General features: G+C 31.8%; 16 protein-coding genes and 2 tRNA genes. 7 read left to right on the top strand and 11 right to left on the bottom strand.

Annotated elements, in window-relative coordinates; translation table 11 throughout:
• The first annotated feature begins 14 nt into the window (after positions 1–14).
• Positions 15–1,337 carry a transcription termination factor Rho gene (rho, locus tag ACZ5EP_RS04870; RefSeq protein WP_464508188.1) on the top strand — a complete coding sequence of 441 codons (1,323 nt, stop codon included), beginning with the start codon at positions 15–17 and terminating at the stop codon, positions 1,335–1,337.
• Positions 1,330–2,076 carry a glutamate racemase gene (gene murI / locus ACZ5EP_RS04865; RefSeq protein ID WP_464508187.1) on the top strand — a complete coding sequence of 249 codons (747 nt, stop codon included), beginning with the start codon at positions 1,330–1,332 and terminating at the stop codon, positions 2,074–2,076. Before rho ends, murI begins: the two co-directional genes overlap by 8 nt.
• Here the strand turns inward: murI and ACZ5EP_RS04860 are convergent.
• Positions 2,057–2,692: an SDR family NAD(P)-dependent oxidoreductase gene (locus ACZ5EP_RS04860; RefSeq protein WP_464508186.1), complete on the bottom strand. Its 636-nt coding sequence runs from the start codon at positions 2,690–2,692 to the stop codon at positions 2,057–2,059. The two genes, murI and ACZ5EP_RS04860, sit on opposite strands and share 20 nt — an antisense overlap.
• 251 nt (positions 2,693–2,943) lie before the next feature.
• Positions 2,944–3,861 (bottom strand): SPL family radical SAM protein, encoded by a 918-nt coding sequence (locus ACZ5EP_RS04855; RefSeq protein WP_464508185.1) that lies wholly within the window; start codon positions 3,859–3,861, stop codon positions 2,944–2,946.
• 151 nt (positions 3,862–4,012) lie between these two features.
• Here ACZ5EP_RS04855 and ACZ5EP_RS04850 point away from each other — a divergent pair, with 151 nt between their 5' ends.
• The gene (locus ACZ5EP_RS04850) at positions 4,013–7,987 is read left to right on the top strand and encodes a hypothetical protein (protein WP_464508184.1); all 3,975 of its coding nucleotides are present in this window, start codon (positions 4,013–4,015) and stop codon (positions 7,985–7,987) included.
• 351 nt (positions 7,988–8,338) lie between these two features.
• On the opposite strand, the gene ACZ5EP_RS04845 is transcribed toward ACZ5EP_RS04850, so the two are convergent.
• Complete coding sequence (locus ACZ5EP_RS04845; RefSeq protein WP_464508183.1) at positions 8,339–9,061, bottom strand: hypothetical protein; 723 nt, start codon at positions 9,059–9,061, stop codon at positions 8,339–8,341.
• 80 nt (positions 9,062–9,141) lie between these two features.
• On the opposite strand from ACZ5EP_RS04845, the gene ACZ5EP_RS04840 reads away from it, so the two are divergent.
• The gene (locus ACZ5EP_RS04840) at positions 9,142–9,432 is read left to right on the top strand and encodes a DUF309 domain-containing protein (RefSeq protein ID WP_464508182.1); all 291 of its coding nucleotides are present in this window, start codon (positions 9,142–9,144) and stop codon (positions 9,430–9,432) included.
• On the opposite strand, the gene ACZ5EP_RS04835 is transcribed toward ACZ5EP_RS04840, so the two are convergent.
• Positions 9,429–9,851 (bottom strand): phosphoribosyltransferase, encoded by a 423-nt coding sequence (locus ACZ5EP_RS04835; RefSeq protein WP_127679638.1) that lies wholly within the window; start codon positions 9,849–9,851, stop codon positions 9,429–9,431. The genes ACZ5EP_RS04840 and ACZ5EP_RS04835 overlap by 4 nt on opposite strands.
• Positions 9,852–9,922: 71 nt before the next feature.
• On the opposite strand from ACZ5EP_RS04835, the gene ACZ5EP_RS04830 reads away from it, so the two are divergent.
• From ACZ5EP_RS04830 to ACZ5EP_RS04820, 3 genes are all read left to right on the top strand, one after another.
• Complete coding sequence (locus ACZ5EP_RS04830; protein ID WP_464508181.1) at positions 9,923–12,091, top strand: TIGR03545 family protein; 2,169 nt, start codon at positions 9,923–9,925, stop codon at positions 12,089–12,091.
• Between the two features lie 53 nt (positions 12,092–12,144).
• Positions 12,145–12,221, top strand: a tRNA-Ile gene (locus ACZ5EP_RS04825).
• A gap of 5 nt (positions 12,222–12,226) precedes the next feature.
• A tRNA-Phe gene (locus tag ACZ5EP_RS04820) sits at positions 12,227–12,302 on the top strand.
• A 323-nt stretch (positions 12,303–12,625) separates the two neighbouring features.
• On the opposite strand, the gene ACZ5EP_RS04815 is transcribed toward ACZ5EP_RS04820, so the two are convergent.
• The 7 genes from ACZ5EP_RS04815 to ribA are packed head-to-tail and all read right to left on the bottom strand — an operon-like array spanning position 12,626 to position 17,332.
• Entirely contained in the window at positions 12,626–13,699 is a 1,074-nt protein-coding gene (locus tag ACZ5EP_RS04815) for an FtsW/RodA/SpoVE family cell cycle protein (protein WP_464508180.1), read from the bottom strand.
• On the bottom strand, positions 13,696–15,129 hold the full coding sequence (locus tag ACZ5EP_RS04810) for a methyl-accepting chemotaxis protein (protein WP_464508179.1): 1,434 nt from the start codon (positions 15,127–15,129) through the stop codon (positions 13,696–13,698). The genes ACZ5EP_RS04815 and ACZ5EP_RS04810 overlap by 4 nt, the downstream gene beginning before the upstream one ends.
• Complete coding sequence (locus ACZ5EP_RS04805) at positions 15,119–15,652, bottom strand: PAS domain-containing protein (RefSeq protein ID WP_464508178.1); 534 nt, start codon at positions 15,650–15,652, stop codon at positions 15,119–15,121. The genes ACZ5EP_RS04810 and ACZ5EP_RS04805 overlap by 11 nt, the downstream gene beginning before the upstream one ends.
• Positions 15,649–16,026, bottom strand: a complete 378-nt coding sequence (locus ACZ5EP_RS04800; protein WP_464508177.1) for a hypothetical protein — start codon at positions 16,024–16,026, stop codon at positions 15,649–15,651. Before ACZ5EP_RS04800 ends, ACZ5EP_RS04805 begins: the two co-directional genes overlap by 4 nt.
• Positions 16,013–16,219: an LIM domain-containing protein gene (locus tag ACZ5EP_RS04795; RefSeq protein ID WP_127679644.1), complete on the bottom strand. Its 207-nt coding sequence runs from the start codon at positions 16,217–16,219 to the stop codon at positions 16,013–16,015. Before ACZ5EP_RS04795 ends, ACZ5EP_RS04800 begins: the two co-directional genes overlap by 14 nt.
• Entirely contained in the window at positions 16,212–16,757 is a 546-nt protein-coding gene (gene rsmG / locus ACZ5EP_RS04790) for a 16S rRNA (guanine(527)-N(7))-methyltransferase RsmG (protein ID WP_464508176.1), read from the bottom strand. Before rsmG ends, ACZ5EP_RS04795 begins: the two co-directional genes overlap by 8 nt.
• 17 nt (positions 16,758–16,774) lie before the next feature.
• On the bottom strand, positions 16,775–17,332 hold the full coding sequence (gene ribA / locus ACZ5EP_RS04785; protein ID WP_464508175.1) for a GTP cyclohydrolase II: 558 nt from the start codon (positions 17,330–17,332) through the stop codon (positions 16,775–16,777).
• Positions 17,333–17,397: the final 65 nt, after the last annotated feature.

Genomic DNA, 17,397 nt, shown 5'->3' with positions numbered 1-17,397 from the left:
TTACAAGGATATTTATGGAAAACGAAAATCAAAATACCGCAAATAACGGTAATAATAAGAAACAGAGAACTCATATACCGGTTGAAGGGTATACAATTGAAGATTTAAGAAGCAAACCTACAGAAGAGCTTATTAAAATTGCAAACGAACTTCATGTTGAGAATCCTCAGGAATTTAAACGTCAGGATTTGATGTTTGAAATTTTAAAGGCTCAGGTGGCACAGGGCGGATATCTGCTCTTTACCGGTATACTTGAGGTAATGCCTGACGGATACGGATTTTTAAGAAGTATCGGAGGGAATTTTGAGAACTCTTTAAACGACGTATATGTTTCTCAGACACAAATAAGAAGATTTGCCCTAAGAACGGGTGACATCGTAACGGGACAGGTAAGACCTCCGAAAGACCAGGAAAAATATTACGCTCTTTTAAAAATTGAGGCTATTAATTATCTGCCTCCGGAAGAAGCCAAAAAAAGACCTCTTTTTGACAACCTGACTCCGCTTTATCCTCAGGAAAGAATAAAACTCGAATATGAGCCTACAAAACTTACAGGAAGGGTTTTGGATCTGTTTGCTCCTATCGGAAAAGGGCAGAGGGGTCTTATTGTTGCGCCTCCTAGAAGCGGTAAAACCGTATTTTTAAAAGAAATAGCCCACGGTATTACTAAAAACCATCCTGAAATCGAATTAATGGTTTTACTTGTTGACGAAAGACCGGAGGAAGTTACAGATATGCAAAGAAGCGTAAAAGGCGAAGTGTTTTCATCTACGTTTGACAAACCCGCTCAAAACCATGTCAGAGTTGCTGAGCTTGTTATCGAAAAAGCAAAAAGAATGGTAGAAATGGGCAAAGACGTTGTAATTTTACTCGATTCAATCACAAGGCTTGCCCGTGCTTATAATACCGTTACTCCCGCAAGCGGTAAGGTGTTAAGCGGCGGTGTTGATGCAAACGCGCTTCATAAACCTAAAAGATTTTTCGGTGCTGCCAGAAACATCGAAGAAGGCGGAAGTCTTACTATCATAGCCACGGCACTTATTGAAACCGGCAGTAAAATGGATGAGGTTATTTTTGAAGAATTTAAAGGTACGGGTAATATGGAAGCGGTTCTAAGCAGAAGAATTGCAGACAGAAGAATTTATCCTGCGATTGACCTGCTTAAATCCGGAACAAGAAAAGAAGAACTGCTCTTAACTCCTGAAGAACTTGCTAAAGTATGGGCGATTAGAAACATTATTTCGGAAATGGATGAAATAGAAGCGCTTAAACTTATGTATTCAAAAATGCTCAAAACCAAAAACAATCAGGAGTTCTTAAGTATAATAAATGAATAGGTGCGGAGTATTTGACAGCGGAATAGGGGGCTTGAGCGTAGCCTCCGAAATTCTTAAATCCAGGCTGTTCGATGAAATAATTTATTTCGGAGATACGGCCAGGGTTCCTTATGGAAACAAAAACGAATCTACAATAATAAGATATTCTCTCGAAGCTCTCGAATTTCTTAAAAATTTCGATATTGATTTTTTGGTTGTCGCATGTAATTCGGCAAGCTCCGTTGCCATTGAGGAATTAAGACGCGAAGCAGGATTTCCTGTTGTAGGAGTTATAGAAGCCGGCGTAAAGGCTTTAAACGCTGAAAAAGAAGCAAATATTCTGTTAACAGGAACTAAAAGAACAATCAACAGCAACAAATATCAGTCTATGCTTAAAAAGCTTGATTATAAAAATATTATATCGGTTGCGACTCCGCTGTTTGTTCCTTTGGTTGAAGAAGGGATTACAGAAGGTAAAATAGTTGATGAGGTTTTTGATCTGTATTTTAACGATGTTGATAAAAACGGTATTGATTATGTGATACTAGGCTGCACTCATTATCCTTTTTTAGAAAAAAGTTTTCAAAAGCATTTTCCAAATGCCAAACTGATTCACTCAGGCCAGGCAATAGTAGAACTGCTTAGAAATGAATATAATTTAAAAGAAAAAGCAGATACTTCCATTAAACTTTTTGCAAGCGACAATCCAGAGGATTTAAGACGCAAGGCTAAAGAGTGGCTTAACTTTTGTCAAGCTTAAAAATCTGAGGTTTAACTATCACTTCGTGCATAACGATATTTTTCGGCGCTTCAATTATATCTTTGACTATTTTGGCTATATCTTCGGGTTTGATGTGTGCGAGTTCTTCTGCTGAAGGTTTAAAATAAGTGTTTTTATGAAAATTTGTAAGTGTCATATCCGGCAGTATAGTACATACTTTTACGCCGGATTTTCTCACTTCCTCAAAAAGCGATGTGCCGAAATGCCTCAGAGCCGCTTTTGTTGCGCCGTAGACGACACCCTGACGGGCAGGGTGGATTGCTGAAGTGGAAGAGATGTTTATTATAAACCCTCTGTTTTTTTTGATGTCTTTAAGGTGGTTTTTTGTCAGTATCATAGGAGCTAAAAAGTTAACGTTTATCATTTTTTCTATTTTGTCTATTCCGATATCCTCAAACTGCCCGAAATAACCGGTTCCGGCATTATGTATTATTCCGTGAACGTCTTCAAATTTTAGATCTTTTAATGAGTTTATATCATTGAAATCTATTTTTTTATCACAGTTTCTGCAAAGTGTTATTATTTCGTGATCTGTAAGTGTTTCTTTTATGGCTTTTCCTATTCCGCTGCTGGCACCGGTAAGAAGTATTTTCATTTATTGCCTTTTTATTTTTTAATTCTCTTATTAAGAAATTATACATAATTTATATCCTTATTTAGTGTCTGGCGCTATACTGAGGGTTTTGTTGTTATTTTTTTAAGTTAACGATTAAGTTGTTGTTAAATATTATGTTTAAAATTTAAATTCTTAAATGTTATTTTCAAACCGTTAATTATAAACCATTAAGCATTAACTATCGATTGTTGTCTATCAACTATCAAACATCTACTATCTACTATTAACCATCAACTATCTACTATCAGCTCCCTCACATACTCGATAATCTCTTTTTCATCCCTGTATCTGGCTTCGCCCTGTTTGATTTTATACGGGTACCATGTAACTTCGCTTAAATGAATTTTACGAAGTTTTTTTAAAAAGTCTTTATTCATTCTAAATGCACCGATTTCTATGTTGATGTTTGAGAGGTCTATTTCGCTTTTCAGATATTCGATAAAGTTTTTATAAATTTCTTTGAAATTTTCTGTTTTTATTACTGGGTCTATGGCTATTTCTACACTGTATCCTTTATTGATTGCAAGTTTTAGGGCTTTTATGCGTTTTTCCAAATTTGGAGCTTTTTTTTCGAATCTGTTTATTTCAACAGGCGAGAGTGAAAATCCAAGCAGAAAGTTTTGCGGAGGATTATCCGGAAGTCTGTCAACGTTTGCGGATTTACTTCTGCTTTCAATAAGCAGATCATCTCTTTTTCTTGCAAGTTCTATCCATTTTTGATGAAAAGGATATATCCCTTCAAAAGCCAGCAAGTCCGATTCGTAGCTTATTGCTATATATGCGTTTTTAAGTTTTTCGGCTTCTTTGATAAAATCATCTTCATTTACGAATATTACCGGATATCCGCACGGATACATGCCTCCTATGTAGCAGTATTCGCAGTTATAGACACATCCGAGTATCTGTGTTGAATAGTAGAAATTTTCATATCCTCTGCTGTTGCAAAAAGCGCTACCTTTATATAAAAATTTATCTTTTTTTTCGGCTAATATAAGTACATTTTTATTCTTTTGCCAGTTAAAATCCTGATGTGAGCGGTTAAAAATATCTTTGTAATGGTTTATCAATATAACTTTTGGCTTAAATCTGCCGATTATATTTTGCGTGATAGGAAATGTTAGAACATTTTTTTCTATATAACAAATCAATATAAACCTTTTTGTTTTTTATAAGTTTAACAAAAAATATATTAATTTATATTACATTAATATTACGTATATTAATTAAAATATGTATCTGATTTGTGTTTTAAATAAAAAAGATGTATAATTAAAGTAGGGTTAATATAAAGGATTTGTAATGAAGAAGTTTATATTGTTTTTATTTATATTTTTAGGAATTGTTTATGCTGATACTATTAATGAAGTGGAACCTAATAATGATTTTAGTTCGGCTCAAATTATTAATTCATTGCCAGTTGAAATAGTCGGTAATATTAATGAATATAATGATAGTGATGATTTCTTTAAATTTACTCCATCTGAAAGTGGTTATTATATTATTAAAACTGAAAATATATCTAGTACAGCTGATATAGATGGATATTTATATAATGAAAAAAGTAATAATAGTTATAGACTTATAGCAAGCGACGAGAGTGATAATAGTAATGTTTATATATATACTTATTTAAGTAGTGGTACTACTTATTATTTAGATTTATATGCATATACAGGAGCTTCAAATTATAATTTATATATTTATAAAAGTGATACTGTTATTAATAATGGAGAGAGAGATTTTACTTTGAGAAAGAGCTTTAATATATATGGTGATTATAAATTAGTTGGTAATAGTGTATTGTGTTGGAAAGATGGAAATGGTAATTGTATAAATACCACCTCTCCTAATAATAGATTGACGTTATCTTATATTAATGTCAATTCAGAATACAATAATTCATCAAAAGCTGAAATAAGTGGTATTCCTGATAATGCTGAAATTGTATGGGTTGGTTTTTATACTCAAGGAGATAGAAATGATGAAAGTTTATCAGAACTTACAGAAAGGCTTAATAATAATCCTTCATATTTAATATCACCAAATGGCACGAAATATACAATTTATCCTGAACAAATAGATACATATCAATTTGGAGATGTTTATACTTTTTCTACATTTACAGAAGTTAAGTCACTTGAAAGTAATTCTACTCATAAAGTTTATGGAAAAGATATTAATGGATGGTGGACAGGAGCAAATATTCAGACACAAGAAGGGGCGGATAGTGATTTAGGATTATTTGGTGCTTGGAGTTTATTAGTTGTTTATAAAGACACATCATTACATTTTAAAAATATATCAATTTTTGATGGGTATAAATTTGTATATAATGATAGTTCGCATGATAATGTTGAAATTGATATTAATGGGTTTATTACACCGTTATATGGTGATGTAAATGCAAACATGTCTATATTTGTTGGAGAAGGTGATTATGCATATACAGGTGATCAATTATTTTTAAATGATGTAAATGTAAATGATGGAACTGATGAAGAAGATAATGCATTTGATTCTACTACAAATGGCTTTAATGTTGATCCTGATTTAACTAATAACTTTGGTATAGATATACATAATTATGATGTTGGTACAAATGGTTTAAATATAGTTAAAAATGGTGACACATCAGCCAAAATTAATGTGACTTCTAAAGGAGATGCATATTTTCCTTCTTTGGTAGTTTTTGCAACAGATTTATACGTTCCTAAAGTTTGTTATGATAACCTTAAATTTTTTGATGAAAATGGAACTGAGATTACCTCAGGTTCACAGGTAAAAGTCGGAAGTAAAATTAAAGTGCAATTTGATGTTAAAAATATGGATAATGAAATAGCAAAAAATGTTTTTGTAAGAAACATATTCGATAGTAATGTCACATCTTATGTACCTAATTCCACTTATATTAAGAATGTATTAACAGATAATTTTATACATTTGGATGATAATGAAACTAATGGCAGTTTAGGTGTATATTACAGTGATAATAATAAAACATGGGATGTCGGTATTATAGGTGATAGTAATAATGAGTTTTTACCAACTACAACTAATCCAGATTATGTTGCGACAATTGATTTCAATACTACAATAGAAAGTGATGGTAATATAAGCTTTAATTTCTTGACAAATTATATTTATACAATAGGAAGTGATGAGTTTACCTATAATGACATTTTGCCTAAATGTAGTGATTTTAACTCAACATTAAATAGTTATACTGCTGTAACCGGTACATTTAATGTAGTGAATATGGATTATAACAATGAAAATGAAATCCCATTGGACGATACGGGTGTAAATGCATTGCATACGCAAATAGTCAATAAAAATTTTAATTTAAAATTAGTAAAATTAAGCGATGATGATAATAAAACTGTAGAAGGATTTGATGGAATTGTTAAAGTGGAACTTATTTCTGCTGCAAATTTTGATAATTTAGATTCTTCACAAAAATTAAATTTACTTAATAATTCACCAACATTGACAAGTGAATTTGTTTCTTTATCAACCAAAGATAGCGGAAACAATAATCTTTATGCCGAATTTAACGACACTTATTCTAAAGCTTTAAGAGAAGGAACATACAGAATTGTCTATTTGGTAAATCCTGATGGGACTCTGGTAACAAATGGGACTAACAATAACTGTTTAGTAAACACACCAAATTATAACTGTATATGGGGAATGTTGACTGAGTTATATACTGAATATGGGTATGGTAATGACTGTCCAACCGGTAATTTGAATGATGATGATTGTAATGCAACTTGTGCAGAAGTATGTAATTTAAAAAATAATAATGCAAACGGTAATGATTTTGTAACAAATGAATGTCTTGAGTGTGTATTTGGTAGTTTTCCGACAAAGGCAGCATTAGCAAGAGACAGTTTTTCAATAAGACCGGATCATTTCAGTATCACAAATATACCTTCACTTGTAAAAGCCGGTAAAGATTTCAATATGACAATTGGTGCTCTTGATTACACAAATAAAACTACAACAGATTACAATGAAACGATTTCAACTTCTGTTTCTCCTGAAATAAATGCAACTGATGAAAATATTTCAAAAGGATGTAAAACAGGTATAATAGCTTTAATAAATAATATGCAGTTTAAAAACGGTGAAACCAATTTAACTCTCGAATATCAAAAACAAGTTGGAGATGTAAACTTTACTATTAAAGAGGTTAACGGCAGTGAATTTGCTAAATGTGATGAAGATGATACCAATGATACGGCTAGACTCATTACTCCTGTAACTGTTCATGTGAAAATAATACCTGATCATTTTTCATTAACCGGTACTGTTTATCATAATTTCAACAGTTCAAACTTTACTTATATTTCAAATGATTTGAATATGTCCAGCTTTGTTCAAATGAAAATACAGGCTAAAGATGCACAAAACTTTACTACTACGAATTATAATGAACAGTGTTATGCTAAAAATTTTGATGTGAATATTTCTCATAATATTCCTTCGACTTTAGATCCAAATGAATTAATTTTATTTAAAGACGAAAACGGCACTGAGCATAATGTGACGTTATCAAGTGATATTGATCTTGTGAATCTTCCTAAAACTTATTTCTCAACTGATAATAACGGAAGTGCCGAATTTAAAATATATATAAACTTTGAAAAAAATTATACTAAACCGTTAAATGAATTTAACTTTACCGTAAATGATGTAAATATGAGTGATGAAGATAATGTAACAGGAAATCAGGTTTTAGATGCTAATGCTACATTCAGATACGGAAGAATAAAAGTATCAAACGCAGCCGCTTACAGTAACGATATAAATACTACTTTCTTATATCAGTATTGGACAGATTCTCAGGGATGGGTGACAAATACCGAACATAACAGCACAGCTTTTGGTGATTTTAACCATACTTTAAATTCGGCTATTAATCCTTATGTAACGGTTACAAGCGCACCTTCAATAACAAACGGGCAGGAAAAAGTGGTTTTCCATACTACTCATGCATTGCCGTACAGTGCAAAAGTTCATTTGCAGATTAATTCCTGGTTGTGGTATTATCCTTTAGCCAAAGATTATAAAGATCCTAGCCCTACAAACACAGACTGCAGGACTCATCCGTGTCTGAAATTAGATTTTCTAAAATCAGGTTCAGGCTGGGGAGGCGTACAGGCTATAAATAATACTAAATTCAGCGAAGAAAATAGAACGAGCGATATGAATATGAGCAGACCGGATGTAAACGTATCTAAGTCTCAAGTGAAAAAAATAAACTGGTAATCATTACCGGTTTATTTTAAATTAAATGATAGGCTTTTTAAAAATAGGGATATAGCAAATAGCTGATAGTCAATAGTTGATGGGTATATAGAGAGTAGTAGATGGTAGAGGTGGACAGTTAGTTAATAGTTGATGGTAAGCGGTTGAAAGAGGGTATTAATGATGAGTGAAAAATTGAGAATGGAGAAAATATTCCAGGTTCTCAGTAACGAGTTCCGAGTCGTGGAAATCATATGGTGCCTGACACTAAAACTTTAAAAATATTAAAATCTTAACAGGTACAATAAAGTTAATAACCGTAATAACCTTAAAAACACTAATAACTGATATACAAACAACCAGTATACTGATTCAAAATATATTTAAAGATTCTAAAAACTTTTTAACTTCTTCTTTTTTCTTTACTTCTTTAAAAGCGGGGAAGGGGATATTTTTTATTTTATAAAGAGTAAGAAGCTGTTTTAGTTGGTTTTCCTGTGTTTTTGTAAGTTGCATTTTAGTTTTTGCTTCAAGAATAAGCCGGTCGATTTCTTCAAAAAAGCTGTTTTTTTGTTTGAATTTATTTAATAAAGATTCGATAGTATTAATATGGGATTTTATAAGTTCCGGTATTTCGTTTTTATTTGGCTGGTATGAGGGCTTATCACTTACTATTTTGTATAAAATGATTTCGTTTACATTAAGGAATTTATAACATGCTTCAAAAAAACCGCTTGATTCCATATCTGTCAGAGTATAATATTTTCCAAGAGCTGAAACGGTATAAATTTCTTCACTGTTTTCGTTAAAGTAATCCGGAAAATAATTAAATCCTGTGTCGGTATCGGTAATTTTATGGATAAAAAATCCTCTTCCAATTTCGTGTTTACTGCTTCCGGCTATGCCGATGTTTAAAGTCGCAAAGCGGTGTTTTGAAAGCAGCAGGGCGGTGTTAACAGCACATTTAATTTTTCCCTGGCCTGTAATTATTAAATTGATATTTTCGTTTTGATAAATGCCGTTTCTTGACTTTAATTGAAAATAATTTATAATAGGATCGGCTTCTATTTTAAGAGCGGTTACAATGTTTAACATAAAAAGCCTTTTTTGAAATTATAGTAAAAAGAAGGGGTTATATTATATGACAGTTAAAGTTAATTATTTAAAGGTTAGTTATGAGTGAATTTGAAAAGTATAAAAAATATATTATAAACGGAGAATATTTTGAAGCTCATGAGGTTTTGGAAGAAGTATGGCAGGATTTAAGGAAAACTGATAATGATTTGCAGTGGGCATATAAAGGTTTGATAAACGCGGCAGTGGCTTTAGAACTCAAAAAAAGAAAAAGGGACGTAAAAGTTTATAAAGCGGTGTGGAGCAATTTTGAGAAATACAGGGAATATTATAACTTAACTGAGGAATTAAAAAAAACGGCTGAATTTATAGAAAAATTCAGACCTTTTTAATAAACTTCCCAGAAAAAGTTAATCCATTCGTTTGTTTCGTGAAAAAAGATATCGGGTTTATATTTTGAAGTAGGTTTGTAAAAAATAGCTATTGTTTTAAAATCTTTATCAGGGTATTTTTCTTTTAGTACTTTTAAAACTTCAATGAAAGTATCTCCGCTGTCGCTTATATCGTCTACCACTAAAATATTTTTGTAATTTTTTAAATCAGGAATATTAAAAATATTGATAGTATCGAGTTTTTTGTCTTTATCGTAAGATACGGCGTTGATACTGAATACTTCTCTCATGTTTAATTTTTCTGCAAGATGATGGGCGAATGTAAGTCCTCCTCTTGCTATGGCAAGTATGGCGTCAGGTTTTTTTATTGTTAAATTTTGCAGGTCCGATTTGAATTCCTTAAACGTATAGTCTTTCATTTATGTCCTTTATTGTTTTGATGTCATTTTATTTGGATATAATAATGTAATAATATCAAAAAGGGTGGAAAATGGGATTTTTTTTCAAGTTAATAAGAGAATTAAATAGTTCAAATAACGAAAAGTTTATAACATTAGCTTTGGTACTGGGTTTAATAAGCGGATTTTTACCGTTTTTTAATATATTTACTTTAAGTATACTTTTTTTGGCTTTTATTTTGCGTATACCTTTTGGGCTGTATCTGGCAAGCTGGGGTGTTTTTTCGATTGTCGGTTATTTTCTTGATCCTGTTTTTGCAAAGACGGGATATTACATACTGACTGCTCCGTTTCTAACGCCGTTGTGGGAGTTTATTTATAATCTGCCTTTTATGAGATGGAGCGGCTATAACAACACCGTTGTAATGGGAGGATTTTTCTGGGGTGTTGCAATCGGGATTTTGTTTTATTTTGTTTTAAATAAAAGTATTAAAATTTACAGGGAAAAAATTTTTGCCTTTTGTTCTAAATACAGATTTTTAAATTGGATTGTGCCAGGCGAAATAAAGAAGAAAGGAATTATCAGGGTTTCTGGTATTGCAGGTTTCATAATTATATTCGGGGGCTTATTTTTGTTTATTTCACTGACATTTGATCCGTTTGTAAAAATGATTATGCAGTATTCAATGTCTAAAATATTTAAAAAGCCGGTAAAAATAGAAAAATTAAATACTTCGTTTTTTAAAGCGGATGTAGATATAAAAAATATGTATATCGGTGATGTTAAAACAGAACATATTAATTTAAAACTTTCGTGGAATTATCTTGTATGGAGAAAATTTGATATAAAAAATTTACAAATAACAGATATCCACTCAGACAAAACTTTAAAAGAAATTGCGTCATCAAAGTCCGCATCTTCTGCAAAAGCTTCAAAAAGCTCAAAGTTTAAACTGAATATCAGTATTCCGGATCCTAAACAGCTTTTGCAGGGATATCAGCTGGAGTCTTTGCAAAAAATAGACAAGCTTAAAAAAGATTATGAGGATTTTATCGATTATGCCAACAGTATTAAAAAAACGGTGGCAAATGACAAAACTCAGATAGAAAAAATAAAAAAAGAAATTAATAATTTAAGCAATACAGCAAAAAATATTAAATCTGCCGGTGATATACAGAATATTATTGCCCAAAGCGATAAAATAAAAAAAGAAATACAAAATATGCAAAAAGACATAAAGGATAAAAAAGACAGACTTGCAAAAATGAAACAGCAGATCATAAATGATCTTAATGCTATTAAAAAAGCCGGACAAAACGACTACGCAAAACTTAGTAAAAAATACGATTTATTAAAAAGCGGAAAATATTATCAGTTTGCAGAGAGCTTTTTAAAACCTCAGGTTCAGGTATATGTAAATAAAATATTAAAATATTATAAACTCGCAAAACCGTATATTTCAAAATCAAAAAAAGAAGAAAACAGATATGTCAGATCTAAAGGCAGATATATTACATATAAAGACAAAATTAAATATCCTGATTTTGTATTGGAAAACGCTGATGTGAGTGCTTCGTTAAAAGATGCCGATTTTATTATAAAACTGAAAAACATTTCTTCAGATCAGACTCTTTTGGCTAAAAAAGGTTTAATCAGAGTTGATTCTTTATCTGATTATTACAAAAAAGCTTATTTGGAGATTACTTATTTAAAACAGATAAATATAAAATATTTAATTAAAAATATGCATTTTGAAAACTTTAAATATAACAGATTCGTTTTACATAATGTTAACATTGACGTTGACGGTAAAGGCTTTATTAACGGGTCTAAAATAGTATTAAGTACAAATGTGCTGTTAATACCGGGAAATATTGAATATAACGGCAATAAGTATGTTTCACGAATAGTGAAAAATATTAAAAAAGTTAATTTAAACATTATAATTGACGGAAAAATTGATGATTTTAAAATTAAGATAAAATCAAACATTGACAAACTGTTTTCAAAACTTTTAAAAAGTGAACTTAACAAACAGATAGCTGAAAAAAAATCAGAGCTTCAAAGTATGCTGAATGAAAAAATTCAAAAACAAATTAAAGAAACCGGATTTGATTCAAATAAGTTAGGAGTATTAAAAGACCTTGACTCATTAAACGGGGATCTGAATTCTTTAACTGAGTCGTTAAAGCAATATTCACAAAAAGAGCTTCAAAAACAGCTGTTAAAAAAAGGTGTTGGAAATTTTATTAATTTCTAACACTTCCTCTTGAAATTCAAATAAAAAGTAGTTATAATTTCAGTCCACTGAGTGGACTCGTAGCTCAGTTGGTTAGAGCAACCGGCTCATAACCGGTTGGTCGCAGGTTCGAGTCCTGCCGAGTCCACCACTTTTGCCCAGGTAGCTCAGTCGGTAGAGCAAGGGACTGAAAATCCCTGTGTCGGCGGTTCGATTCCGTCCCTGGGCACCATTCGGAAGTTTTTATATAAGTGTCTGTCACTAAATCCTGCTTTTTTTCAGTAACTAAAACTCTTTTTTTATTATAAGTTATTAATGATTTGTTAAAGGTTATTGTAAATAATTAGGTGTATATTATTTGCAATTTTTCGGGCTTTATTATGGAAAAATTTAAATTTTAAATAGAATTTTATTAATAAGAAACTGTTAAATGATTTATCATCAACCGTTAATCATAAACATTAACTGTCAACTATCAATCATAACTATTGACTATCAACTATCAACCATTGACTATCGACTATCGACTATCGACTATTGTCTATTGTCTATTGTCTATTTAACTCCGTAAGTATGTATAAATTCTTTTTTGCTGATTAAATTTTCCAAAATAGCAAAAAGTATCATAAAATTAATAAAACTGGTCCCGCCATGGCTTATAAGCGGTAAGGGTACGCCGACGACAGGGGCAAGGTTCATAGTCATCGCAATATTGATGTAAGAATAAATAAAAAGCATCAGTCCTACACCCGCAAACATAACTTTTGCAAAATAGTCTTCTTTAAGTTTTTTTGCTATGCGTAATAAATAAAAAATAAGTATAAAATATAGAAATATAACGGAACTTGCACCTATAAAACCAAATCTTTCTACCAGATAAGCGAAAATAAAATCACTGCTGGCAATAGGCAGAAATTTAAGCTGGGTTTGAGTGGCCTCATCTTTACTTTTACCGCTGAGTCCTCCGCTTCCTATGGCAATCATGGACTGTCTGACGTGATAGCTGGGTTTATTTAAAAAATCTTCGATTCTCTGTTTTTGATAGTCTTTCATTATATATTTGTAATATATCGGAGCAAACAAAACGGCTCCTATACTGAGAGTGATCCATATTTTTTTATCTACTCCTACGATAAACAACACTCCAAAACCGATAATAAGTGTAATTAATGCCGTTCCTAAATCAGGTTCTTTCGCAATAAGTATAAACGGAAGAATAATAAAAAAAGAGAGTTTTAAAAATTCTTTAAAATTATACTGGGGTCTTGGCGGATACTTATATATTAAATATCCAAGCATAAGAAGAAGCGTTGTTTTCATAAACTCTGAAGGCTGTATTGTTATATTTAAAAGAGGAATTTTAAGCCATCTTTGCGCACCTAATATTCTAAGCCCCACAGTGTCCACGAGAATGAGTAAAAATATATTCAACCAGTAGATTATCGGTATAAGCCATAAAAGCTTTCTGATAGGAAGTATATATGTAATAACGAATACTATTATTCCTATACCGATATATATCAGCTCTTTAATAAAAAGCCTGTGAGATATTTCATTAACCAGAAAAAGACTTAAAAAAATAAAAGGGAGAATGAGTAAGATGAGAGTTATATTGAATTTTTTGCTCACTTACACGGCTCTTTTGAATATTTTTCAAATACGTTGTCGATAGTTTGAGAAAGTTTATGAGAGATGTTTTCGATTTCTTCAAAGTTTTTAATTGTCTGATCTTTATTGGAAATACATGTTTTTTCTTTAGTACATTCAAGAGCTTTTTTGGTAAGTTCATGAATTTGTCTATGAAGATTGTCTTTGATTAGTTTATATTCAGGATAACATCCGATTTTTTGTATAGACTCTTCGCTAAGCAGCCATTTACCGAAATCACATTCTGTATCTGTCGAAATTTCTATCGGTTTTTCTTCGATAATAGCAGCATGAGCATTTAATTTAAATATCAGATGTGAAATTTTTGCTAAGTCCATAAGCATTCTTGTAAGTGCTAAATCTACATTTCTTCTGTTTTCAAGAGATTTGTCTCTGAAGCCTATAACCATGTTTTGGACAATTTCTATATCTTCTCTTGACGTAGTGGCCATTTCTGTTATTTTGTCAGAATTTGCCTGAATATCGCTTGTTTCCTGTTGCAGTGTTTTAATTGTAATGGAAATTTCGCTTGTTGCTTTTTGGGTTCTTTCAGCAAGTTTTCTTACTTCATCTGCAACTACGGCAAATCCTCGTCCGTGTTCTCCGGCTCTAGCTGCTTCTATAGCCGCGTTTAGGGCAAGAAGATTTGTCTGATCCGCAATATCGGTAATAAGTTCTACTATTTTGCCTATTTCATCTGTTCTTTGAGAAAGCATGTTAATCGCTTCGTTGGTATGTGCAATAAAATCAATAAGTTCGTTTAATACATTAGTAAGGTTTTCTATTTTAACCGCACTGGCGTCTGCGCCTTCATATATTTCGCCGGAAAGCTCATCGATTTTAATCATAAATTCTTTAAGTTTTGTATCGAGAGAAGTTTTTATCTCATTTATTTGAGTTTTTATTCCTCCTCCTAGATTGTTTAAAGTCATTGCGAGTTCGCTTCTCGCCTGTTCTTTAAGGGCTGTTGAGATAGCGTCAATTGCGTCGTTTAGCATAATTACCGTTCTTCTGAACGTTCCTTTATATCCCTGAGGAGCGATATCTCTGTAATCGATACCGTTTTTGGCTGCTTCAATAGATTCTTTTATGTCTCTTTCAAAAGCTTCTAACTGATCTAACAGATCATTTAAAGCCCATGCGGCTTTTGAAGAAGGATCAGAAAGATCGATATGAGTTATTCTGTTTTCAAAATTTCCGTTTGACGTTTCTAATAATAGCTTTTCTATTTCTTCTTGAAGATTGCTTTGTTTTGATGAAGATGTTTTATTGTTGGATGTAAAAATAAGTAACGTTATTATCAAACCTACCGCTGAAATAACTGCAGACACGTAATCAGCATTGATTCCAGTGTAAATACCCAGAATTAAAAATATAACCCCGCTTATTGCCGCCAATACTTTATAGTTCATTGATTATTCCTTTTTGGATTTTTAGCATTACTTCGTTAAAACTCATATTGTGTTTTTTGAGCAGATCTTCGACTGCTTTTAAACTTCCGTCCATTCCTTCGCTGTTTTCTATGCTGAGCAATGTTCTGTAAAGTGGTTCGATAATAGACTTGAATCCTTCTCTTGGTTTTCTTCTGACCGAATAATACCCGATCATGTTTCCGTTGTTGTCGTATGTAGGCGAAATGTTTGCGAATACCCAGTAATATCCGCCGTCTTTTCTTAAGTTTTTAACATATCCAAACCATTCTTTTCCGTTTTGGATATGATCATAAAGAACTTTGAATGCACATCTAGGCATATCCGGATGTCTTAAAATATTATGAGGCTTTCCTAACAGTTCTTCTTCTTGCCATCCGCTCATTTGAATAAAGATCTGATTACCGTATAATATTCTGCTTTTCAGATCTGTCTTGGATATAATAAAATCTTCTTCGTTTAAAACAACTTCCTTTTCTATAGGAGTTACAGCCGGTTTTTTCATCTTTTCCCCTTTAATTTGATTGCATCGATGTTATGTTTTGCTATTTCTTCAATATTGTCGAAGTTATCGACTAAAAGAACGATTTTAGCATCCAGTAAATAATTATCGGCAATTTTTTGAAAATCTTTTGCATTTTTTATTGTATCACAAAAAATATATTTTGCGCCTAAATTAGTGCAGAAAATCATTTCTTTTACGTTTGATGCAAGAACTCCGTAAGGTATATTGTTTATTTTACAAAAATTGTACAGTTCAATAGAAGAATCGCAGTAATGAAAAATGAGTGTGGCGTTATTTGGAGAATTTTTAATGTCTTCCAATGCGTCGGCATAAAAAAACTCTTCACTGCTAAAAGGTTTTTCAAGAATCAGCATAGCAGTCCTTGCATAAAAGTTTGCCGTTTTTTTCTTTCATTTCTTTTTTCAATACAAAAGTACCGCATTTTTGGCACTGAATAAATTCGTTTTCCTCTTCACTGTTTTTATTGTTTTTAGGCTCGTCTTTCGGTTTTATGAAAAAATAATAAAATCCGAAGCCTATCAGCAGTAATAATATCAGTTTACCCATTGACGTCCTTTAATATTAAATAATTTCTGTGGCCTTTTGAAATGATTTCGGCTTTTAGATTTAAATCTTTCAGTTCGTCCAGTACGCTTGAACCTTTGTATAAGAGTATTTTACCATCTTTTTGAAGGCAGGGTTTTGATATTTCTATAATTTTAGCTGTCGGCATTACTGCTCTTGTTGTTATCAGTTCTACAGGTTTTATGTCTGCGTTTTCCAGTCTGGAAGGAACAATTTCTACATTTTTCAGACCGAGTTTTATTTTCATGTAATTTAAAAAGGAATACCGTTTTTTAAGAGGTTCTACAAGATACCATTTTGTTTCGGGCATGGCTATTGCCAGAATCAACCCGGGAAAACCGGCACCGGTGCCTATATCAAGTGCGCTTTTCGTATGAATGATTTTATCTAGCGGATACAATGAGTCTTCAATCTGTTCTTGAATTTCCTCTTTTGTTTTGTAGTTGGTAAATTTGTGTACTTTGTTACATTTTAAAAGTTCGTTTGTAAATATTTTTAATTGCTCATTATCAACTTTCAATTTTCAATTCTCCATTTCTAAAGTTTGTGCCCGAGTTTTTCTTTTTTTGTTTTTAAATAATTTTCGTTGTAAGGATTGGGTTTGATTTTAATAGGTATTCTTTCTATTACTTTTATATTTTTAAAAGCGAATTCTTTTCTGGGATTGTTAGTGAGAAGTTTTATCTGTTTGATTCCGAAGTGGCTGAGTATTTTTTCTACAATAGAGAAATCTCTCATATCGGCTTCAAATCCAAGCTGATGATTGGCTTCTACGGTATCTAACCCTTTATCCTGAAGAGCGTATGCGTTTACTTTGTTAAAAAGACCTATGCCTCTTCCTTCCTGTCTTAAATAAAGTACTATTCCGCCTTTGTCGTTAATGGTTTTTAATGCATAAGCGAGCTGGTCTCCGCAGTCGCATTTAAGGCTTCCTAGGGCGTCTCCAGTCAGACATTCGCTGTGAATTCTTATATAAGGAGTTTCGGGAAGGTTTTCTGTAAATATAGCTAAATGCTCTTTATCCCCTTCTTTAAAAGACTGAATTTTAAATGTGCCGTATTTTGTAGGAAGAGTAGCAATTTCAGATATTTTCAAAAACGCTCCTTTTTTTGATAAAATTATACCTTAAAATATTTAATTAAAAATGAGTTGTAAATCTG

It is taken from the genome of Nautilia abyssi (assembly GCF_055388085.1).
Note: the sequence above shows the minus strand (reverse complement) of the source record. Positions and strands in the feature narration are given on the sequence as shown.